This window comes from Marinobacter sp. UBA3604, from assembly GCF_002375325.1.
In the GTDB taxonomy this organism is placed as follows: domain Bacteria; phylum Pseudomonadota; class Gammaproteobacteria; order Pseudomonadales; family Oleiphilaceae; genus Marinobacter; species Marinobacter salarius.
The window spans coordinates 1-20,043 of record NZ_DFMB01000055.1; the positions used below are offsets into that span (position 1 = coordinate 1).

Here is a 20,043-nt window from a genome sequence, read left to right on the forward strand (position 1 = left end):
ACTTTTAAACCGGCGTTGACACAAAAGCACCGCTTGCATAGGTACCGAGGGTATTCAACTCGATCAGGGTCTGGCTGGTGCCGGGCGAACCCGCGCTGCCATCGTCGCCATCATCACCGTCGCAGGCCATCAGGCCCAGGGTGGATGCGAGGATGGCTGCCGTAAGGAGTGACTTCTGGAATGTCATGTTTGCCTCTTCTGTCGTTACACGTGTGGTTGTACACGACACTCTATGGAGAAGAGGTGACAAAAATGCGTCACTTTTAAGTCAGGACTGTTCAGGAGAGGCGGTACCAGCAAAAAAAATGGCGACCCTGCGGTCGCCATTTTCAACGTTTGCTCAAGTTATTAAGAGCATCAAGGGCTTTATTGGCCGAGGTAGCTGCGGTACATCCATACCGTCTTTTCCTGCTGAGAGATGTAGTCACTCATCAACGCAACGGTGCCCTCATCGTCTGCATCGCCAGCCAGGTGTAGCAACTCCCGCTGCTTGCCAATCAGTTTGGCGAAACTGTCTACGATGTTTTCAACAGCATCCTTACCATCGGCCACATCCTTTCGCTCTGGCACTTCGGATTTTTCGATGTAGGTGCTGTAGGCGTGTGCGGGCCGATGCCCGAGTGTAAGCACCCGCTCAGCAATTTCATCAATCTTCAGCAACAGATCGTCATAAAGCTCCTCAAACTTGGCGTGCAGTTCGAAAAAGTTGTCGCCTTTGATGTTCCAGTGATAGCCACGAACGTTCATGTAGAAGATCTGGTAATTGGATAGCAGATCGTTCAGTGCGTTCGCCAGGCTCTGGGTCTTTTCAGTGTCCAGCCCAATAAAGTTCTTGCTCATAACGTGTCTCCTTGACAGTTATCGGAATGTACTGGCCATTAAACTAACCAGAAACAATGAATAGATAAAGTTTAGTTTTCCAATATTATCGATAGCTATTGACAATCCATGGCAGCAACAAATGATAGCCAGGGACTATCAAAAATCTGAATATTATTTATTTAACAACAATTCTCAATTGCTATTGAATGGACCCATATCCATCGCACCTGCGGAGCTGTCTATGAGTGCCCTGAAGATGTTTTTCCATGACCATGGTTCAAAGGGTGACAACTCGTTGCTGAAAACCATCACATTTGCCATTACTCACTTCACCGTGGCCTTTACCGTTGCTTACCTGCTGACCGGCGACCTCCTGATTGGCAGCCTGATTGCCATGGTGGAACCAGCGATCAACACGGTTGCCTATTTCTTTCATGAGAAGATATGGGCGCGCAGGCAACAGATTACAAGGGGCGCCCCTGGTGCGGAGACAACCCCGGTTGCACAAAGTTTCTGAGCGGGGCGGTCCCCTTGACTCTAGCCACCCGGACCGCAATCCAGGCAACGCTCAATCGGTTGTGGGCCGATATCCAGCTTACGGTTGAGGTCACGTAACGCTGTTCGGACCCCCTCCTCGATCACCGGGTGGTAAAACGGCATAGTCAGCATCTCGCTCACGGTCATGCGCTTTTGCAGCGACCAGGCCAGCAAGTGGCCGATGTGTTCGGCTGCGGGACCAAACATCTCCGCGCCCAGAAATAACCCACTGCCTCGCTCCCCATATACATGCAGCAAGCCCTTGTTGGCGCCAATAACACGGCTGCGCCCCTGCCCTTCAAATGAGACCTCACCAACGGCATAGCCCTCCTTACAACGCTCATTGGCTTCTTTGAGGGTCATCCCCACCGTGGCAATCTGTGGATCGGTGAACACGATGCCCAATGGCACCCTGCGCAGTCCGGCCCGCACATCCGGGTATCGAGCCGCATTATCGCCGGCTATTCGCCCCTCATCAGCCGCCTCATGGAGCAGTGGCACTTCATTGTTGGCATCTCCCCCGATGAAGATATGACTGTCACCGCACTGAAGTGTGTAGTGATCGAACAGTGGCGAGCCATGATCATCCTGGGCAATATCCGCATTCTGCATGTCCAGACTGTCGACATTGGGGCGACGGCCGGTGGCCGCCAGCACATAGTCGAACGTTTCCGTGATCTCACCACGGTCCGCGTCCGAAAAACGAATGCGAACACCATCGTCCGTTCGCTCAACCGACCGGACCTTGGCGCTGGTATCCAACGGAAATTCTTCATTGAATGTTTTCAGTGCGTAGTTGCGGATTGCGTCCTCCTGAAGCGGCCCGAGGCTTCCGCTGACACCGAACATCCGCACCCGAACCCCCAGCCGACTGAGCGCCTGCCCCAGCTCCAGGCCGATTATGCCGGGACCGAATACGGCAACGGAATCAGGCAGGTCGTCCCACTCGAAAACGTCATCGTTCACCACCAGTCGGTCCTTGGCGTCCTTGAGAAAGCCGGGGATGTTCGGCCGGGAACCGGTGGCAATGACCACACGCGCGGCCTCCACTTCCACTTTCTCGCCGACAACAATCCGGTGGGGCGACAGGAACCGGGCCTGACCACGAAGTCGATGAGCGTCGGGGAACCCCTCTACCGCCTCCACCACAAAGCTGACGAACCGGTCCCGCTCCCTGCGAACACGCGCCATCACCTCTTTGCCATCAATTCGGACATCACCGGGGTGAACACCGAATATCGGCGCCTTTTGCAACTGATGGGCGCTGTCTGCTGCCGCAATCAAGAGCTTGCTGGGCATGCAGCCCACACTGGCACAGGTGGTACCGTAGGCACCGCCTTCAATCATAACGATATTGTCCGTATGCTTGCGGGCAGCGCGATAGGCGCTCATGCCGGCAGTACCCGCGCCAATAACAGCCACATCGACCTTACGTTTTTCCACGTCTACCTCTCCCCTGACCCGAATGCGAAATTCATGGTGTAGCCTGAGTATAGGAGTGAATACAGAAAACGGTTTAGTACCAAATCAAAGAAATTACCGTAGTCGGCACAGGACTTTTTTGGCCGCGCCTTCTAAACTGACGCCCTGCACCGGAGCTTCCCAGGAGAAAAAACGCATGCACAACTACTGGCCGGAATTCATCACCGTCGCCCTCGTCCATTTCCTGGCCGTCGCCAGCCCGGGGCCAGATTTTGCCGTGATGCTTCGCCAGGCGCTGTGCCAAAGCCGCCGCAACGCCCTGCTGACGGCCGTCGGTATTGGCACCGGCATTCTGATTCACGTGGGGTATTCCCTTTTGGGCATTGGCCTGATTATCCAGCAGTCGCTGGTGCTGTTCAGCATTCTCAAGATTATTGGCGCCCTGTATCTCACCTGGATCGCGATACAGTGTCTGCGCTCGAAAGCCGGTGGTATTCATGTAGAAACGGAAAACGGTGAGCTGCAATCCGGACTGGCGGCCTTTAGGCTTGGTTTCCTGACCAATACCCTGAATCCGAAGGCAACACTGTTCTTTGTGTCACTCTTTTCCGTGATCATCAGCCCGGGTACGCCGATTGCGATTCAAACGGGTTATGGCGCCTATATGGCGGTGGCCACGGGCCTGTGGTTCATGGCCGTGGCAGTGTTCTTCACCCTGCCGCAGATCCGCAAGGGGTTTAACCGTTTCGGCTATTGGCTGGACCGGCTGATGGGAGGCGTTCTGTTGTTGCTGGCGGGGCAGTTGCTGTTTTCAACGGTTTCCGGAGATGGAAACCTTCCGGGAAAAGAATGATCAGAGCGGTCCTGGCCCGTTTTCAGGCAAACCAGGCAAGCCGGGGCGCCGGTCTGTAGGCCTCTCCCAGAACCGTGGAGCGCCAGGGATGGCGCGACCGAGCCCTACAGGGACGTATTTACGGGCGTGTTCTGGGAGAGGCCTACAGACCGGCGCATGCGCCAAGCCATAACTCACAAGCTACGCAACAGCTCTTCCGTTTGCTTCCAGCCAATGCAGGGATCTGTCAGGGAGCATCCGTAAATCAAATCGTCGCTATCATTCTGACGCCCCTCTTCAAGAAAACTTTCCAGCATCAAACCAACGATGCGTGAATTACCTGCGCGTTTCTGGGCCATCACTTCGCGAGCGATAACAAGTTGCCGCTCAGATTGTTTCTGTGCGTTGTCATGACTGCAATCGACCATCACCGAAACAGAAACACCTGCGCCGGACAAGGCACCCATGGCCTCGCGAATACTCTCGGCGTCGTAGTTTGTAATACCTCGCCCGCCCCGTAATACCACGTGTGTATCGGGGTTGCCCTCAGTGGTAATCATCGCGGGTGCGCCATTACTGCCAACGCCGAAGCAGTGATGGGGACGGGCCGCAGACTTCATGGCATTGATGGCAACGCCAATACTGCCGTCGGTGCCATTCTTGAAACCGGTCGGCATCGGCAGACCGCTGACCATTTCACGGTGAACCTGGGACTCGGTGGTGCGGGCACCGATGGCGGTCCAACTAACGAGGTCGCCGAGGTAATCCATGGCGAACGGGCTCAGGGCTTCCGTGGCCAACGGCAGGCCCATGTCTGACAGGTTCAACAGCAGGCGCCGGGAACGCAACAGGCCTTCGTTGAGATTTCCGCTGCCAGTGCGCTCGGGGTCATAGAGCAGGCCTTTCCAGCCAACGGTGGTTCGGGGTTTTTCGAGGTAGGTACGCATCACGATCAGGAAACGGTCGCTGACATCATCCGCCAGGGCTTTGAGCTTCTCGCCATACTCCAATGCCGCCACTTCGTCGTGGATGGAGCAGGGGCCGACGACCACCAGCGTTCTCGGGTCCTCGCCGTTGAGTATCCGGCGAATAGCATCCCGGTGCTGGCGAATCCGCGCCTGCAGGTGAGCAGGAACCGGCAGGCTGGTTCGCAGTTCGGCTGGTGTCGGCAGCGGCACTTCCCGGGTTCCCGGCTCAGCCTTTGATGGCTGCTGGGTCTCGTTCAGTGTCTCAATGTTCAGCGACATGTTCATGGTCAGTGTTCCCGTTTCCCTGTGTCAGAATCAAAAAAGCCCCGGCTGGTGGCTACCAGTCGGGGCTTTTTGAGTCCGGTGGCAGCCTGGGTTTCTGCCGGGCTGCCTTCCTCGTTATTCGGTCGATGAAGATCTTATGGGCGGCCCGGGCTCTGGCTAAAATAGCCATAACCAAACCACCAGAAAAACACAGCAGCGACCGCAGCGATCGATTTTTCACCGAAAGCTTGCAGAACATTCAATTGACAGGTCGCGTGTGTCGTCTTCATGCTTTCCAATATATATCCCCGGTTTCCGGCTTTGCAACCCGTAAATTCGGTTTTTTGCCGGTATTGCGGCCCTACCAGTCCCGGAGTCACTCATGAACACAGCGATGAATCGTCGGCCTTCGCTTTCTTTGTTGCTGATCCTGCTGCTTTTTTCAGGCGCTCTAGCAGCGGCGCCTGAGGCCCGCACCTACCAGTTGGCACAGCGCTCCGCAGAGGGTGTGGCGCAACAGATTCGCGAACTTTACCCGGATGGCCAGGTGTCCATCACCGCTCGCGGACAGCAAATGGTGGTTCGTGGTGAACCAGAGCTGCTGGATGAAATCGGTAGGCTGGTGCATACCATGGACGTCGCCCCCTCACAGATGCGCATAACGGTTCGGTCCCGTCACAACGTGGATGCCAAAACTGGTGGCGGCGGGTTTTCCGTCAACAACAACCAGGTCAGCGTACAGGCAGAGCGCAAGGTCACCACAACACGGCGGAATCAGGAACGCACGCTGATCGTTCAGGATGGGCAATCCGCTCATATTTCCTCTGGCCAGGTCCGCACCGTTCCTGTCGCCATCCGCGGGGGCCGTAATCCAGCAGCGTTTCTGGGACAGATCGAAACCCGAAGCGGCTTCCTGGTCAGTCCGCAGGTGATTTCAGATCAGGCGGTCGAATTGAACATTGTCTCTTTTGAGGAAGACCCGAAGGGCAACCCGCCCGGCTACGACACCGAGGCAGTGATGACGATACGTCGGGTAGAACCCGGTGAATGGGTGGAACTTGGCAGCACGCGCCAACAGCGAGTAGGCGAGCAGTCCGGCATCACCTACCAAACCGGGAACAGCCGCCGCCAGAACCAGACCTTCGAGGTAAAGGTTGATGTTCTTTAAGGCCTGTCAGGCACGGCGTTTCAGCAAGACACTCTTGGCTTCGTTGATTTTTGCCGCCAGGTAATCGTTGCCGCCTCGATCGGGATGGAGTTTCTGGATCAAACGTCGATGCGACTGCACAATCTCGTCGTCTGTGCAGTCTGGCGCAACCCCCAGAACCTCACAGGCTTCGCTAACCGACATATTGCCGGAACTGGCGGCTGCCTGCCCGCGTTGCCCGCCTTGATAGTGGTCGGTGTTTTCATAATCAGGTTCACGGTGCCGGTTTTGACCGAACAGGCGGCTGGCCATCGGGGCAAACTTCAGCAACGCTGGCAGCTTTCTCAGCAGCGGTAAAAGGGCGGCCACTGCGGCGGTCAGTACATGCACCCGCCCCGTCAGCACCATGAATAGAAGCACTGCAGCGCCTGCCACCAACACGATTTTCCAGGTGGCGGCCTTTTTCTTCTCCGGCGATAACGCGCCCCACTGTTTCAGGACAATAAATACGGCTGCCGCCAGTGCAATACCAAGAATCCATTGCATTCGCCAATCCTTATCGATGACCGGGTCGTAAATCTGTCATTCTTGTTTGGCAACCTAGTGAACGGGATGAGCCCTCGGCCCCGCCTGGGCAAGGCAGGTGAAGGCGCCTGGAGCACAGTAATTGTACGCATTTTCACTGACAAATCAGTGACAGCAACCCTCTCGCTTGTATAGGATGCTATTCTTTACGGTTTGTTGACGACTCCTTGCCAACACAGCCCCCGGCGAGCCGGGCAACTCCATCCCTACGGGATCAGGAGCCTGCAAAGCTAACACGATTACCTGTAACGGACATACGACCCAGGACCTGAATTATGCGCACTGCCTCCCGCTTCCTGATTGTACTCATCTTTCTCGGTGTCGTGCTCGGCGGCATTTTTGGTTACAAGTTCTACCAGTTTGGCCAGATGAAGGAACAGTTTTCCCAGCCGCAGCCGCCGGCGAAAATTTCCGCGACCATGGCCAGCACTGAGATGTGGACACCTGAGATCAAAGCCGTTGGCAGCGTGGAAGCCATCAACGGTATTGAAGTGGCGAACGAAGTTTCCGGTGTGGTTGAGACCATCGCGTTCGAGTCAGGTGATACGGTGAAAAAAGGCGACATCCTGATCCGTCTGGACGCAGCCATTGATGAAGCTGCATTGCGCACTCGCCGCGCCGAGGCACAGCTCGCGGAGCAGGAGTTCAAGCGAGTGTCCGACCTGCTTCCCAAGCGCGCCGTGTCGCAATCCCAGTACGATGAAGCCAAGGCCAATTTTGACGCAGCACGGGCAAGGGTCAATGAAGCCGAAGCCCAGTTGAGCAAGAAAATCATCCGTGCGCCTTTCGACGGCAAGCTTGGCCTTCGGCTGGTGGATCAGGGCGAATACATCGGTACCGGTACGCCGATTGTCGAAATCAATATGCTCGATCCGATCTACGTGGATTACACCCTCTCGGAAAAAGACCTGCCCATGGTGCAACAGGGCTACGACGTAGTGGCCACTGTCGCTGCCATCCCCGACAGTCATTTTGCCGGCCAGGTCAGTGCCATCAACACGTCGGTTAACCCGCAAACCCGTACCGTCCGGATTCGTGCCACGCTTGGCAACGAAGACAATCAGCTTCGCCCGGGCATGTTCGCCACGGTAGCAACCAGGCAACCCCAGGACCGGGAAGTTGTCACCGTGCCGCGAACCGCCGTTTCCTACAACACCTACGGCGATTTCGTGTTCGTTGTCGAAGAGAATGATGACGGTGAATTGGTCGTCAATCGTCGCACCATCCAGACCGGCAATACCCGGGATAGTCGCGTTGCGGTGCTTGATGGCCTGAAAGAAGGCGAGCAGGTCGTCTCTAAGGGTCTGCTGAGATTGAGGGCGGGCCAGCGCGTTGAAGTCCAGGAAGATGAACAGCCGGCGGAGGCGTCCAAGTAATGCGTTTCACCGACATATTCATACAGCGCCCCGTCCTGGCGACGGTGGTCAGCCTGCTGATCCTGCTGCTCGGGGCCCGGGCAGCGATGGAGATGGAAATCCGTCAGTACCCGGAACTTGAGAGCACCACCGTCACGGTGACAACCGCCTACCCCGGTGCGGGCTCTGAGCTGGTAAAAGGGTTCATCACCACGCCTTTGCAGCAGGCCATCGCCGAAGCCAGTGGCATCGACTACCTCACGTCCACAAGTTCCCAGGGACAGTCCACCATTGAAGCCAAGATGGTGCTGAACTACGACGCCAACGCGGCGCTGGCCGAGATTCAGGCGAAAGTGGCCAGTCAGCGCAATGTACTGCCCGCCGATGCGCAGGACCCGGTCATAACCTCCACAACCGGCGATTCCACCGCGTTGATGTATATCGCCTTTTACAGCGATGAGCTGGAGGTGCCCCAGATCACGGACTACCTGACGCGGGTGGTACAGCCCAAGCTGCAGGCATTGTCCGGCGTCGGCAAGGCCGATCTGCTGGGGCGGCAGTTCGCCCTGCGGGTCTGGCTTGACCCCGAGCGCTTGTCTGCTGTCGATATGACGCCGCAGGAAGTGGTGGATGTACTGCTGCGCAACAACTATCAGGCGGCCGTAGGCAATACCAAGGGCAAATACACCAAGATCAGTATGACCAGCGACACCGACGTCGGTGACCCGGAGCAGTTCAAGGATCTGGTGGTCAAAGAATCCGACGGCTCACTGATCCGCCTGCGGGACATTGCCCGCGTTGAACTGGGTTCCGAAACCTACGACCAGCTCGCCCTGTACAAGGGGCAGCCAGCAACCTACGTGGCCATTGAGCTGTCACCTGGCGCTAACCCGTTGACGGTCGCAAAGCTGGTCAAAGATGAATTGCCGGGTATTGAAAGCCAGTTGCCGTCCGGCATGAACGTCCGTCTGGCCTACGATGCATCCGACTTTATCGACAGTTCGATCAAAGAGGTTATCCAGACACTGCTGGAGGCGCTGGTTATCGTTCTGGTGGTGGTCTTCATCTGCCTGGGCTCGGTCAGGGCGGCGGTGGTTCCGTCCGTGGCGGTGCCTCTGTCTCTGGTTGGCGGCGCCTTTTTCATGCTGATGATGGGCTTTTCACTGAACCTGCTGACACTGCTATCGATGGTACTCGCCATCGGTCTTGTCGTGGACGATGCGATCATCATGGTGGAAAACGTTCACCGCCACATTGAAGAGGGCGAGTCCCGCTTCAACGCGGCCCTGAATGGGGCCCGCGAAATGGCAACGCCGATCATCGCCATGACCACCACCCTGGTGGCGGTCTACGCTCCTATCGGGTTCATGGGGGGACTGGTTGGCTCACTGTTCACCGAGTTCGCGTTTACCCTGGCCGGCACCGTCGTGATTTCCGGCATCGTGGCACTGACTCTTTCGCCGATGCTGTCCGGCAAGATCCTCAAGCCCCACGGCAATCCGGGTCGGTTCGAGCAGGTCGTGGAGCGCTCCTTCGGCGGCCTGGCCAATGGGTACAAACGTGCTCTTGCGTCATTGATGGACACCAAGTCCGTGGTGATCTTCTTCGCCATCGTGGTGTTGGGATCCATCTATTTCATGGTGGCCATGAGCCAGAACGAGCTGGCACCCACTGAAGACCAGGGCATCCTGTTCTATCAGGGGCTTGGTCCCCAGACGTCCACTCTCGACTATCTCCAGGAACACGGAGATGAGGTGCAGGAGCGCATGTCGACGGTACCCGGCTACCATGAGGATTTCATGATTCTCGGCATTACCGGGCCCAACGCCGTGTTCGGCGGCTTCAAGATGAAGCCCTGGTCCGAGCGTGACATCAGCCAGTTCGAGGTTCAGCCACAGCTTGACCAGGAACTGAAAAACGTCACCGGCCTGCAGACCGCCGTTTTCCCCAGGCCTTCCCTTCCGGGTTCCGGTGGCGGCCTGCCATTCCAGTTTGTGATCACCACGGGCGAGGACTACGAGCGCCTGAATGACGTTGCCAATGACCTGCTCGGACAGGCCATGCAAAGCGGCAACTTCATGTTCCTGCAGAAATCCATCGACTTTGACCGCCCGGTTACCCGCATCAACGTCGACCGTGACCGGGTGGCGGATCTTGGGCTGTCGATGCAGGACGTTGGCCGTGCCATGTCCAGCATGCTGGGCGGTGGCTACATCAACCGCTTCAACATGCAGGGCCGCTCCTATCAGGTCATTCCCCAGGTCGACCAGGATTTCCGCCTGGACGAGCAGGCGCTCAATGACTATTACATTCGTGCCGACAGCGGCAGCCTGGTTCCGCTATCAAGCGTCATCAGCTTCCAGAAAGACGTGGAGCCGTCACAACGCACCCAGTTCAACCAGTTGAACTCATTGACCCTGCAGGGTGTTGTGACGCCGGGCGTGACAGTGGGCGATGCCATGGCCTTCATGGAGAATGCCGCCGCAGACAGTTTCCCGCAGGGTTTCTCGTTCGACTACACCGGGGAATCGCGTCAGTTCGCGAATCAGGGTAGCGCATTGGTGGTTACCTTCTTCCTGTCATTGCTGGTGATCTACCTGGTGCTGGCAGCCCAGTTCGAAAGCTGGCGCGACCCGTTCATCATCCTTGTATCAGTACCGATGTCGGTGGCCGGGGCCATGGCCTTCATTGTGCTCGGCTTTGCCACCATGAACATCTACACGCAGGTGGGCCTGATCACCCTCATCGGTGTCGTGTCCAAGAACGGGATACTGATCGTGGAGTTTGCCAACCAGCTGCAGGTGGACAAGGGCCTGAACAAGCGCGAGGCAGTCGTGGAAGCGGCGGCCATCCGTCTGCGCCCGATCGTCATGACCTCCCTGGCGCTGATCTTCGCCATGGTTCCACTGTTGATTGCAGTAGGCCCGGGCGCGGAAAGCCGGTTCGCCATCGGCCTGACCATCAGTGCAGGCCTGGGCATCGGTACGCTGTTCACCATTTTCGTGTTGCCCGCGTTCTACATCCTCCTGGGCCGTGACCACCACGGCTCCGCGGCGGATGACGACGCAAATGGCAGCACTGGGAACACGGCTCACGCCCAGTGACCCTCGGAACGCTCTTCTGGCTGTTTGTAGCCGGCTTCGCCACCTGGTACTGGTGGCGGGCCAAGGCCATCAAGGACTTTGTGCTTCAGGCGGCCAGGAACTACTGCAAGAAAATGGATGTGATGCTGCTGGACGACGCCGTGTACCTGCGTGGCGTATGGTTCAAGCGTGACGACAACGGCCGTACCCGGGTGTGGCGCCGCTTCCTGTTTGAATTCACATCAACCGGAGAGGAACGCTACCTCGGCCGAATCATCATGCTCGGCCCTCGCATCATCCATATGGAGCTGGACCCGCACCGTTTCGGCCCGGACCTCTAACCTCCGGGCACATCCCCCCGTAGACGCGACAGATCACCTCCCCCAAATGGGCGATTCTTACTCCCGACCCAATCGCAAATAATCCTCCACGCATTGGCGACAAAAAGCGGCCCTCACAGGGTGTGCTTTCTCACAAAAACAACAGGAGTCAACCATGCGTAAACTCATCACTTTCGCGGTGATCATGAGCTGTGCCGTGCTTGCAGCACCCACACTCAGCCATGCCAGCTATACCAAAACAAAGCATCCCATCGTTCTGGTCCACGGTGTGACCGGTTTCAACACCATCGGTGGCTTGATCAATTACTTCCACAACGTTCCCTGGAACCTTGAGCGCAGCGGCGCCCGGGTATATTCCGCCAGTGTGTCCTTTGTGAACAGCAGCGAGCAGCGTGGCCAGCAACTCGCCAATTACATCAACGGGCTTGGGCATTCGAAGGTCAACATCATGGCCCACAGCCAGGGCGCGCCCACCTCCCGCGTGACCGCCTCGCTTATTCCCCACAAAGTTGCCTCGGTAACATCTATCAATGGCGTCAACAAAGGCTCAAAAGTCGCGGACGTCGCGCGGGGAATCATTCCACCCGGCAGCTATGTCGAAGGTGGAGCCGGCGCCATTGCCAACGCGCTTGGCGATCTGGTCAACGCACTGTCTGGCTCCAACAACCCACAGGATGGTATTGCCGCTCTGGAAACCCTGACCACACCGGGCACCACGCAGTTGAACAACGCCCTCGGCTGGAAAGGGGTGAACCGGTGGTCATGCGCGGGCACCAATGAAGACGTGTGGATCAACGGCAACCGGATCAAGTTCTTCTCCTGGACCGGCACATCGGTCTGGACCAACTGGACCGACATCACCGACCCGTTCCTGGGTGTTACCTCGCTGGCTTTCGGCAACGAGCCCAATGATGGCCTGGTCGGCGAATGTTCCACCAAGATGGGCAACGTCATCGGCACCCATTACGACATGAACCACGTAGACGCCATCAATCACCTGTTCGGCGCTCGTTCGTGGCGGACCAATCCGGTCTCGCTCTATCGCAGCCATGCCAACCGCCTGAAAAATCGCGGGCTGTAACCCTCGCGCTTTCGAGTCTGAACCGTCGCCGGGCGCCCCGCTGATGCGTGCCCGGCGACGACAGTTGCCAAGGCAGGATAATGGGTATGAACAATAGCGACAGACTGAACAAGAAGGCTTTACTTCCCCTGATCATGACCGTTCCGGTGGTGTTTGCCTGTGTGTGGTTCCTGTTGGCGGACGAGCCACGCGGTGAAGCAATAACAAAGGCGGCGAGCACTCCCGCCACGACCTCAGAACAACCAGAACCCGGTATTACCGAGTCGCCACTTGCCGTTGGCGAGGATACGCCCATCCCCTACCAGACACCCGATAGCCTGGGAGACCAACCGTTTGCCAGCTCCCTCGCGGGTACCAATATCGACGGCAACTTACGGGCCGACGCCAACGGCGAATTGATCGTTGATCTGGAAACCCGCGACTTCTTCGACTACTTCCTGAACACCATTGGTGAGGTATCAGCCGAGCAGGCACTGGACCAGATCAGAACCCTGGCCCAACAGAGTCTGCCGGAAAGCGCCGCCCGCGAAGCCATGGCCCTGCTCAACCGGTACCTGGCGTACAAGGATGCCTCACTGGCACTTGGCAACCAGGGCCTTGACCCCGCCCGGCAGCACGACCCCGCCTACCAGTTGGAAATGCTCAAGGGTGCATTGGCCGACATGAAACAGCTGCGCCGGCGCATGTTCTCCGCCGACACTCACGAGGCCTTTTTCGGGCTGGAGGAGGCCTACGGCGACTATACCCTCGCCACCCTTGATATCCAGCAGCGCACCGACCTGTCCGCCGAAGCAAAAAACACACTGGCTGAATGGCATCGACAGCAGCTTCCTGAGGTCATCCGCCGCACCGAAACCCGCATGATTGTGGAAAGCCGGGACCACCGGGCAAGACAACAGGCGTTATCCGACGCCGACTCACCGTCCGAGGCCGGACGCAGACTCCGGGAACTGGGCGTTGATGATGCCCAGGCCAGAGAAGTGGTCGCCTACATGGAGGAACGGGAGCAGTTCGACAGCCAATACCAGCAGTTCCAGCAGGCACTGGCGAGTCTGGACAACTCAGGGTTGGCCGAAGAGGACAGGGCAACCCAGAAAAACCGGTTACTGAATCAGCACTTTGATACCGAACAGAGCCGCACCTGGGCCCGACTGCGAGCATTGGAGTCACAATCACCATAGTGTGCTCCAATGCCATTCCTGACTGTCTGGCCGGCGTAAACTGGAGGTAACGACAACGACAACCGGACAGTCCTCGATGAATTTTTCCCAGCTTCGGGATCAACGGGCCAACGGGTTTCGACGGCTGCGGTTTGAGCCTGCGCTGGAAGCCCACTATCGCAGAGTCAGGGACGAAGGCATACGATCACGCGCACGACTGGTCTCCGCCAGTGCGCTGACGCTGTTCCTGGTATATACCCTGCTGGATTCCCTGATGCTGCCCCCGGCCATCGCACGGGATACCATCGCAGTACGGCTTATGGTCACTTGCCCGGTCATCATCGGCGTGTGGTGGCTGTCCTATCGAGACATTCGCGACGATCATTTCGTTAAGATCTATGCGCTCGCCTATCTGGTTGGCGGCCTCAGTGTGGTGGGCATTATTGGGCTTGCACGCCTGGAGAACCACCCACTGCCCTATGAAGGCATCCTGCTGATGCTGATGTTTGGCTACTTCGTAATGGGCATCCCGTTTCGCACGGTTTCCGGCGCCTCCCTGCTGGTTATCGTTGCCTATCTTTGGGTGGAGCACGCCACCGGTTCGGGGGCTCACCAACTCATGATTAACGGGTTTTTCATCGGCACTGCCAACATCATCGGGATGGTAGGGTCCTGGCTCAGTGAACACCGTCAGAGAGCCCACTTTTTGGATCGCCAGATGCTCAACGCCTCCAAACAACAGGCCGAACAGGAAAATCACCGCAAGACCCGACTTATTACTGTCGCCAGCCACGACCTTCGTCAACCCCTGAATGTCATCAGCCTGATTCTGGAAAACCTCACCGCTGACGGTCTGCCAGTCGAACAGCAGTCGCTGGTGTCGCGACTGAAATCCTCGGTCACCCATTTCAACAACCTGCTGGCCTCGGTTCTGGATATCTCCCGCATCCAGGAGGGCATGATCTCCCCTGAGCCCACCAGGCTTTGTACGTGGCAGGTCATACGGCAGGTATCTGAGACGTTTAGCGAGCAGGTACAACGCCCGGGCGCGCAGCTAGTCATCCATAAACCCGCCACCGGCAGTGGGGTGTTTGCAGACCCGCAGTTGCTGCACCGCGTGCTCCAGAACCTGGTAACGAATGCCCTGGAACATAGCGACGCCACCCGCATTGATCTTCGAGCCCATCAGGACAACGGAAAGCTGTGCTTCGAGGTACAGGATGATGGCCGGGGCATTGATGACGGCAGCCTCGAGCAGATCTTCACTCCCTTTTTTCGCAACAGTCAGCGCCAGCGTAGTTGCCCCGGCCTGGGGCTCGGGCTGGCCATTGTCCATGAGCTGACGGGCATGATGGAGGGACATTGCAACGTCAGTTCATCGCCAGGGCAAGGCGCCTGTTTCCGGGTTTTCCTACCGGCAACGCCCGCACCACAGACAACAGAGTCCGTTTCCGGAGCGGCTGTTCCACCTTCCGCTCACTCACCCTCACTGGTGGTTGTGGAGGATCACGATGAGGCTCGTCACTGGACCTGCGAAACCCTGGCGTCCTGGGGCTACAGCGTGAGAGGCGTTGCCAGCGCGGAACAGGCAATCACCCGTTGGGGCGCATCGTCCAACGCTATTCTGGTCAGTGACGTCCACCTCCCGGAAATGTCTGGCGATGCCCTCTACGATCGGCTTTTCGCTCGCAAGTCGGTCCGCGGTGGCATCCTGATGACGGCTGATACAACGATTCCCCAGGGTTACGACTCTGAACGCAGACTCTGGGTACTGCACAAACCGCTGATAGCCATGAGACTGCGAGCCGCGATTACCCAACTGGATCGTCTTGCTGACTGATCGCGTCAGAGCAGTCCCAGCGCTCTTGCCTCGGCGACACATTCGGTCCGGTTGTGAACACCTAAATGGGTGAAAATCGCTTTCAGGTGAGTCTTCACTGTGTGCTCGGTGAGGTCGAGGGCCTGGCAAATCCGCTTGTTGGGAAGCCCATCCGCCAAGAGTGTAAGAACCTCCAGTTGGCGTGGGGTCAGGTGCTCCGGGCTCAGGGAAGGAAACGGCAACGACGGATAGAACAACTGGCCGTTGCTGACCCGCTGTACCATTCGAAGCAGCGAGCGGCGGCCAGCAGACTTGGGCAGGAACCCCACGGCGCCCGCAGAGCGTGCCGCTCGTACTGAGGCCTCGTCCTCGCGGCTGGAGATGACCACCACGGAAATCGGCAGCCCGATCTGTTCAAGCTCGGAAAACAACGACAGGCCGGCCTCCCCTTGCAATGTCAGGTCCAGCAGGACAAGAGAGGTTTCCGGCCGCGAACGGAGATCGTCCACCGCGTCCGCGACCGAGGCTACCGTTGCAACCTCCCGGGCGAGTTGCTCCTGCTCAAGAATCGCCGTAATTCCAAACAGGAAAAATGGATGATCATCCACGATCAGCACGCGGGCCAGGGGAAGGCAGTCTCCGGATGACAGTAGCGCACAGTCGGCGTTATCAGCCGTTCTGGTGTCCATGGGTTTCTCCGCAAAATGGCTGTTATTGTTACTGCGGTGCGGAATACTATACGGATGAAAACCGGAATCGACCGTTCGCTGTTTAACAGTTTTGATGCATGCCCCTTCCACCACCTGTGCAGGTGCGGGGTGTAATCGCTATACTGGCGCCACGACACTTTCTCACCTGCTTGGATCAAGGCACTGATGTCTGGACGTTTTCTGGCACTTCTACTCGCTGTGCTCATTCCCGTTATTGCCCATGCCGACCGCCCCACAATGACGGTTGTCACGTCGATCTATCCGCCTTACCAATACCTGGATAACGGTGAGGTGAAGGGTACCCACACGGAAACCCTTCGCCAGGTCCTGACGAGGATGGGCTATGACCCCGTTTTCCGGCTTGTACCCTGGGCCCGGGCGGAAGCGAGCGCTCGTGCTGGAACCGCCGACCTGATCTACTCCCTGACATACTCGCCAAGCCGCGCCCGCCACTACTACTTCACCAACCCCATCAGCGAGGCCCGGGATGTGTTTTTCAGCCTTTCCGACCGGGGCCTTCAGTGGCAGGAGCTGGATGATCTCGCCGGCCTGAGGATTGGGCTATCCGCGTCCTACAGTTATGCCCCCGAGTTCATGGAATGGCTGGCCGCCGGCAACGCCCGGGTTGTTCAGATTAGCCAGGAATCCCCGGAACTCACGGGGCTGAAAATGATTGCCTTTGGCCGTATCGACCTGTTCATCTGCGAGGAAACCGTCTGTCGGTATCTGATCGACAAACACATCGCCGACCATCCGGAGCTGGCAAATGTGTCCGCAATGCCACGGACCGTTGGCGAAGTGCGGGGGTTTCGGGCGGCATTCTCCCGCCAGCATCCGAAGGGGGAGGCGCTCCGCGACGAATTCAACAAGGTGCTGGCCGAGCTGAGAACCAGCAATTCCAACTAGCGTCTGCGGCAATCACCTATCTGCGAAACCACACAGGCGCAAAAAGGTTTCCTATACTGCGGGTTGTACCCCTCAACCAACAGACCGGGACCATGGACATCCAGACTGATCACCGCTACGCCATCAACCTGAACGTCAGAGGCATCCAGCCCTCCGCTACCCTCCGAATCAACGAACTCAGTAATCAGCTTCGCGCCGAAGGCCGGGACATTATCAAGCTGGGGCTCGGCCAGTCGCCATTTCCGGTGCCCGACCGTGTGGTCGATGCCCTGCGCGAGCATGCCCATGAAAAGGACTACCTTCCGGTGAAGGGCCTTAAGGCCCTGCGGGAATCGATTTCGGGCTACATCAACCGCAGTGAGCGCATGCGCTGCACCTGGGAAGACGTACTGATTGGCCCCGGCTCCAAGGAGCTGCTGTTCATGCTGCAGCTCGCCTACTATGGCGACTTGCTGATCCCGCGCCCAAGCTGGGTATCCTACGCGCCGCAGGCACGCATTATCGGCCGCTCAGTACACTGGTTGCCAACACACGCGGAAAACAACTGGCAGCTGACCGCGGAAGAGTTGGACATCATCTGCCGCGACGACCCGTCACGACCACGTATCCTGATCATGAACTATCCGTCCAACCCAACGGGCTGTACCTACACAGACGACCAGTTGCTGGCTATCGCCAACGTCGCTCGCAAGTACAAACTGATCCTGCTGTCGGACGAAATATACGGCGAAGTGCACTTTGAGGGACGGCACAAGTCCATCGCCCGCTATTACCCGGAAGGCACCATTATCAGCACTGGCCTGAGCAAGTGGGCTGGCGCGGGTGGCTGGCGCCTCGGCACGTTTATTTTTCCGCCCGAGCTGCGCCCTTTGCAGGACGCCATGGCGATCATCGCCAGCGAAACCTACACCGCAACCAGCGCTCCGATCCAACATGCGGCCATTGCTGCGTTTAATGGTGGCGAAGACCTGGATGAGTACCTGAAGCAGTCACGCCGGGTGCTCAAGGTAGTAGGCGAATACCTCCATCGTCGCCTGACGGATATGGGGGCCGTGGTGCAAAAGCCCGAGGGTGCGTTCTACCTGTTCCCGGACTTTTCCAACTTCCGCGAAGCACTGGCCCGTCGCGACATCAAAACCAGTCAGGCTCTGTGTCAGTCGCTACTGGAAAATACCGGTGTGGCCATCCTGCCGGCCAGTGATTTCGGCTTTGTCCCGGACCACCTTGCCGCACGTCTCGCGTTTGTGGACTTTGACGGTGCTGAGGCTCTGGCGCTGGCCGGAAAAGAGTACGGTGAACAGGAACTGAGTGACGATTTCGTCAAACAGGCCTGTCCGCGACTGGTGACAGCCATGGACAAGATGGAGCAGTGGCTCACCGGCCTGTAACAGGGTCATGATAGACTGGCGCCCTCATTTCAGATCGGAGGGCGCCATCATGTCTAACCCGGAAGCCATTACCGCCATTGCGGAATTCGCCGAAGAGCTGGCCCTGAAGGCCGGTGAGTTGATCAAGCACGAACGAGAACAGAACACCCTTCGTACCGATTACAAACAGCAGTCGGAGCTGGTCACCCACGCCGACGTAATGGCCGACGAGATGATCACCGGCGCCATTCGCGAGCGCTTCCCCGACCATCGCATCCTCTCCGAAGAAACCATGCCGGACTTGAGCCAGGCCGAACACCTGGACACTCCGCTGTGGATCATCGACCCCATCGACGGCACTGTGAATTACGCCTACGGCCACCCCCAGGTCGCAGTCTCCATCGCCTATGCGGAAAATGGGCGGGTGCAGGCTGGCGTGGTACACGCGCCATTTTCTGGTGAAACCTTCCGTGCCACACGAGGTACCGGCGCCACCCTGAATGGCTGCCCCATCAAACACAGTGGGGCGACACTGCCCAGGGATTCGCTATTCGCCACCGGATTCCCCTACACCAAGGACAGCCTTGAACCCCTGCTAAGCCGGCTGGGAGCGATGATTCATCAATGCCGGGATCTGCGGCGTGTCGGTTCCGCGGCGCTGGACATCTGCTGGGTGGCCTGCGGACGGCTGGACATCTACTACGAGAACGTCAGCCCCTGGGACTTCGCGGCGGCGCGGCTGATCGCTCTGGAGTCAGACGCGACGGCGGGGCATTTCGGTGAAGTACCGGAGGGCTATCCGGCGGACTTGTGGGGGCGGGATATCCTGATATCAGCCCCGGCGGTCTGGGAGCCGGTTCGCGACATCCTGCGAAAGGCGTCGGGCTACGATTGAACACCCCAGACGGCTTCTGACACCAGGCCCCACGCTTCGTCAAAATCGTTGGAGGGTAATCGGGAAAATGAGGAACGTACGTAGCGCTGAACCCGGCCCTCCATAAACACGAGCACAAAATCCGCGCCCCTTGCCGAACTGGTTCTCGGGCGCAAACCCTGGCGAATCTCGCCTTCTTTGAGTGCCTGGCGTACCTGGGTTTCCAGGCGTTCGAAGAACTGCGACGCTCGCTTGCGAAGGGTTTCATCCTCCCCCATCAACGCATCACCGGTCAGCACCGTACAAAGCCCCGGATTGCGTTCGGCAAACACCAGCACCAGATGCACGAGTTGCTGTAGTCGAACCCGAACATCCTCTTGTTCCTGCAGGATGACCTGGCAACGCGAAAACACCGCCTCCTCGGCAAACTCGATCAGCGCCTCGAACATTTTCCGTTTGCTGGGGAAATGGCGATACAAGGCCGCCTCGGTGACACCCACCGACTTGGCCAGGCCAGCAGTGGTAATTCGTGCTCCCGGATCTTTCTCCAGAAGCTCCACGAGGGCATGAAGAATCGCTTCACGGCGACTGATTTTTTGTTCTGTCATGGCAGGACTACAGGCTCTGTTTAACGTTTCAGGACTTCAGATCTGTGAGTACGGATACAGACAGGCAGGGTCATTCGGGACACGCCGTGAATACATCCCTGTAGGCTCGTAAAAAACATCCCTGTTTTTTACGGTCCCGAATGACCCTGCCCGCCTGTATCC

The 20,043-nt window shown here is 58.0% G+C and carries 19 protein-coding genes; 12 read left to right on the forward strand and 7 right to left on the reverse strand.

The genetic code is table 11. The annotated features are described in order from the left end of the window. Positions 1-4: 4 nt before the first annotated feature. Complete coding sequence (locus tag B2590_RS16070; protein ID WP_286809995.1) at positions 5-187, reverse strand: hypothetical protein; 183 nt, start codon at positions 185-187, stop codon at positions 5-7. Positions 188-366: 179 nt separating this feature from the next. After that, positions 367-840, reverse strand: a complete 474-nt coding sequence (locus B2590_RS16075) for a Dps family protein (RefSeq protein WP_007154203.1) — start codon at positions 838-840, stop codon at positions 367-369. Positions 841-1,063: 223 nt separating this feature from the next. Between B2590_RS16075 and B2590_RS16080 the strand changes: the two genes are divergently transcribed. Next, the gene (locus B2590_RS16080) at positions 1,064-1,339 is read left to right on the forward strand and encodes a DUF2061 domain-containing protein (protein WP_007154204.1); all 276 of its coding nucleotides are present in this window, start codon (positions 1,064-1,066) and stop codon (positions 1,337-1,339) included. 20 nt (positions 1,340-1,359) lie between these two features. On the opposite strand, the gene B2590_RS16085 is transcribed toward B2590_RS16080, so the two are convergent. After that, a complete protein-coding gene (locus tag B2590_RS16085) occupies positions 1,360-2,802 on the reverse strand; it encodes a dihydrolipoyl dehydrogenase (RefSeq protein ID WP_286809996.1) in 1,443 nt (480 codons plus the stop codon). 175 nt (positions 2,803-2,977) lie between these two features. On the opposite strand from B2590_RS16085, the gene B2590_RS16090 reads away from it, so the two are divergent. Further along, positions 2,978-3,634, forward strand: coding sequence for a LysE family translocator (locus tag B2590_RS16090; protein ID WP_286809997.1), 657 nt, complete (start codon positions 2,978-2,980; stop codon positions 3,632-3,634). A 173-nt stretch (positions 3,635-3,807) separates the two neighbouring features. On the opposite strand, the gene B2590_RS16095 is transcribed toward B2590_RS16090, so the two are convergent. Continuing rightward, positions 3,808-4,866 (reverse strand): 3-deoxy-7-phosphoheptulonate synthase, encoded by a 1,059-nt coding sequence (locus B2590_RS16095; RefSeq protein WP_286809998.1) that lies wholly within the window; start codon positions 4,864-4,866, stop codon positions 3,808-3,810. Between the two features lie 361 nt (positions 4,867-5,227). Here B2590_RS16095 and B2590_RS16100 point away from each other — a divergent pair, with 361 nt between their 5' ends. Then, positions 5,228-6,013, forward strand: coding sequence for a secretin N-terminal domain-containing protein (locus tag B2590_RS16100; protein ID WP_286809999.1), 786 nt, complete (start codon positions 5,228-5,230; stop codon positions 6,011-6,013). Positions 6,014-6,019: 6 nt separating this feature from the next. On the opposite strand, the gene B2590_RS16105 is transcribed toward B2590_RS16100, so the two are convergent. Beyond that, the gene (locus B2590_RS16105) at positions 6,020-6,538 is read right to left on the reverse strand and encodes a DnaJ domain-containing protein (RefSeq protein WP_286810000.1); all 519 of its coding nucleotides are present in this window, start codon (positions 6,536-6,538) and stop codon (positions 6,020-6,022) included. A 314-nt stretch (positions 6,539-6,852) separates the two neighbouring features. Here B2590_RS16105 and B2590_RS16110 point away from each other — a divergent pair, with 314 nt between their 5' ends. The 6 genes from B2590_RS16110 (at position 6,853) to B2590_RS16135 (ending at position 15,437) form a co-directional block, all read left to right on the forward strand. Next, the gene (locus B2590_RS16110; RefSeq protein ID WP_286810001.1) at positions 6,853-7,953 is read left to right on the forward strand and encodes an efflux RND transporter periplasmic adaptor subunit; all 1,101 of its coding nucleotides are present in this window, start codon (positions 6,853-6,855) and stop codon (positions 7,951-7,953) included. After that, positions 7,953-11,036 (forward strand): efflux RND transporter permease subunit, encoded by a 3,084-nt coding sequence (locus tag B2590_RS16115; protein ID WP_036211011.1) that lies wholly within the window; start codon positions 7,953-7,955, stop codon positions 11,034-11,036. The genes B2590_RS16110 and B2590_RS16115 overlap by 1 nt, the downstream gene beginning before the upstream one ends. Continuing rightward, positions 11,033-11,356 carry a DUF3301 domain-containing protein gene (locus tag B2590_RS16120; protein ID WP_007155520.1) on the forward strand — a complete coding sequence of 108 codons (324 nt, stop codon included), beginning with the start codon at positions 11,033-11,035 and terminating at the stop codon, positions 11,354-11,356. Before B2590_RS16115 ends, B2590_RS16120 begins: the two co-directional genes overlap by 4 nt. Before the next feature lie 154 nt (positions 11,357-11,510). After that, positions 11,511-12,437 carry an esterase/lipase family protein gene (locus B2590_RS16125; protein ID WP_036211008.1) on the forward strand — a complete coding sequence of 309 codons (927 nt, stop codon included), beginning with the start codon at positions 11,511-11,513 and terminating at the stop codon, positions 12,435-12,437. An 86-nt stretch (positions 12,438-12,523) separates the two neighbouring features. Next, positions 12,524-13,618: a lipase secretion chaperone gene (locus B2590_RS16130; RefSeq protein ID WP_278367052.1), complete on the forward strand. Its 1,095-nt coding sequence runs from the start codon at positions 12,524-12,526 to the stop codon at positions 13,616-13,618. Positions 13,619-13,694: 76 nt separating this feature from the next. After that, complete coding sequence (locus tag B2590_RS16135) at positions 13,695-15,437, forward strand: hybrid sensor histidine kinase/response regulator (protein ID WP_278367053.1); 1,743 nt, start codon at positions 13,695-13,697, stop codon at positions 15,435-15,437. A 5-nt stretch (positions 15,438-15,442) separates the two neighbouring features. Here the strand turns inward: B2590_RS16135 and B2590_RS16140 are convergent, their stop codons facing one another. After that, positions 15,443-16,105, reverse strand: coding sequence for a response regulator (locus B2590_RS16140; RefSeq protein ID WP_051947072.1), 663 nt, complete (start codon positions 16,103-16,105; stop codon positions 15,443-15,445). Positions 16,106-16,291: 186 nt separating this feature from the next. Here B2590_RS16140 and B2590_RS16145 point away from each other — a divergent pair, with 186 nt between their 5' ends. The 3 genes from B2590_RS16145 (at position 16,292) to B2590_RS16155 (ending at position 19,294) form a co-directional block, all read left to right on the forward strand. Continuing rightward, the gene (locus B2590_RS16145; RefSeq protein ID WP_036211002.1) at positions 16,292-17,032 is read left to right on the forward strand and encodes a substrate-binding periplasmic protein; all 741 of its coding nucleotides are present in this window, start codon (positions 16,292-16,294) and stop codon (positions 17,030-17,032) included. A gap of 92 nt (positions 17,033-17,124) precedes the next feature. Beyond that, entirely contained in the window at positions 17,125-18,420 is a 1,296-nt protein-coding gene (locus B2590_RS16150; protein ID WP_036210999.1) for a pyridoxal phosphate-dependent aminotransferase, read from the forward strand. A 49-nt stretch (positions 18,421-18,469) separates the two neighbouring features. Continuing rightward, positions 18,470-19,294 carry an inositol monophosphatase family protein gene (locus B2590_RS16155; protein WP_286810004.1) on the forward strand — a complete coding sequence of 275 codons (825 nt, stop codon included), beginning with the start codon at positions 18,470-18,472 and terminating at the stop codon, positions 19,292-19,294. Here B2590_RS16155 and slmA read toward each other — a convergent pair. Beyond that, positions 19,285-19,881, reverse strand: a complete 597-nt coding sequence (gene slmA / locus B2590_RS16160; protein WP_286810005.1) for a nucleoid occlusion factor SlmA — start codon at positions 19,879-19,881, stop codon at positions 19,285-19,287. The two genes, B2590_RS16155 and slmA, sit on opposite strands and share 10 nt — an antisense overlap. Between the last annotated feature and the right edge of the window lie 162 nt (positions 19,882-20,043).

Excerpts from the sequence above, each read along its gene's own strand:
- B2590_RS16095 (WP_286809998.1), bottom strand. The coding sequence starts at position 4,866 with ATGAACATGTCGCTGAACATTGAGACACTGAACGAGACCCAGCAGCCA.
- B2590_RS16105 (WP_286810000.1), bottom strand. The coding sequence starts at position 6,538 with ATGCAATGGATTCTTGGTATTGCACTGGCGGCAGCCGTATTTATTGTC.
- B2590_RS16135 (WP_278367053.1), top strand. The coding sequence starts at position 13,695 with ATGAATTTTTCCCAGCTTCGGGATCAACGGGCCAACGGGTTTCGACGG.
- B2590_RS16090 (WP_286809997.1), top strand. The coding sequence starts at position 2,978 with ATGCACAACTACTGGCCGGAATTCATCACCGTCGCCCTCGTCCATTTC.
- B2590_RS16110 (WP_286810001.1), top strand. The coding sequence starts at position 6,853 with ATGCGCACTGCCTCCCGCTTCCTGATTGTACTCATCTTTCTCGGTGTC.
- B2590_RS16080 (WP_007154204.1), top strand. The coding sequence starts at position 1,064 with ATGAGTGCCCTGAAGATGTTTTTCCATGACCATGGTTCAAAGGGTGAC.
- B2590_RS16155 (WP_286810004.1), top strand. The coding sequence starts at position 18,470 with ATGTCTAACCCGGAAGCCATTACCGCCATTGCGGAATTCGCCGAAGAG.
- B2590_RS16075 (WP_007154203.1), bottom strand. The coding sequence starts at position 840 with ATGAGCAAGAACTTTATTGGGCTGGACACTGAAAAGACCCAGAGCCTG.
- B2590_RS16115 (WP_036211011.1), top strand. The coding sequence starts at position 7,953 with ATGCGTTTCACCGACATATTCATACAGCGCCCCGTCCTGGCGACGGTG.
- B2590_RS16145 (WP_036211002.1), top strand. The coding sequence starts at position 16,292 with ATGTCTGGACGTTTTCTGGCACTTCTACTCGCTGTGCTCATTCCCGTT.
- B2590_RS16070 (WP_286809995.1), bottom strand. The coding sequence starts at position 187 with ATGACATTCCAGAAGTCACTCCTTACGGCAGCCATCCTCGCATCCACC.
- B2590_RS16140 (WP_051947072.1), bottom strand. The coding sequence starts at position 16,105 with ATGGACACCAGAACGGCTGATAACGCCGACTGTGCGCTACTGTCATCC.
- B2590_RS16100 (WP_286809999.1), top strand. The coding sequence starts at position 5,228 with ATGAACACAGCGATGAATCGTCGGCCTTCGCTTTCTTTGTTGCTGATC.
- slmA (WP_286810005.1), bottom strand. The coding sequence starts at position 19,881 with ATGACAGAACAAAAAATCAGTCGCCGTGAAGCGATTCTTCATGCCCTC.
- B2590_RS16125 (WP_036211008.1), top strand. The coding sequence starts at position 11,511 with ATGCGTAAACTCATCACTTTCGCGGTGATCATGAGCTGTGCCGTGCTT.
- B2590_RS16130 (WP_278367052.1), top strand. The coding sequence starts at position 12,524 with ATGAACAATAGCGACAGACTGAACAAGAAGGCTTTACTTCCCCTGATC.
- B2590_RS16150 (WP_036210999.1), top strand. The coding sequence starts at position 17,125 with ATGGACATCCAGACTGATCACCGCTACGCCATCAACCTGAACGTCAGA.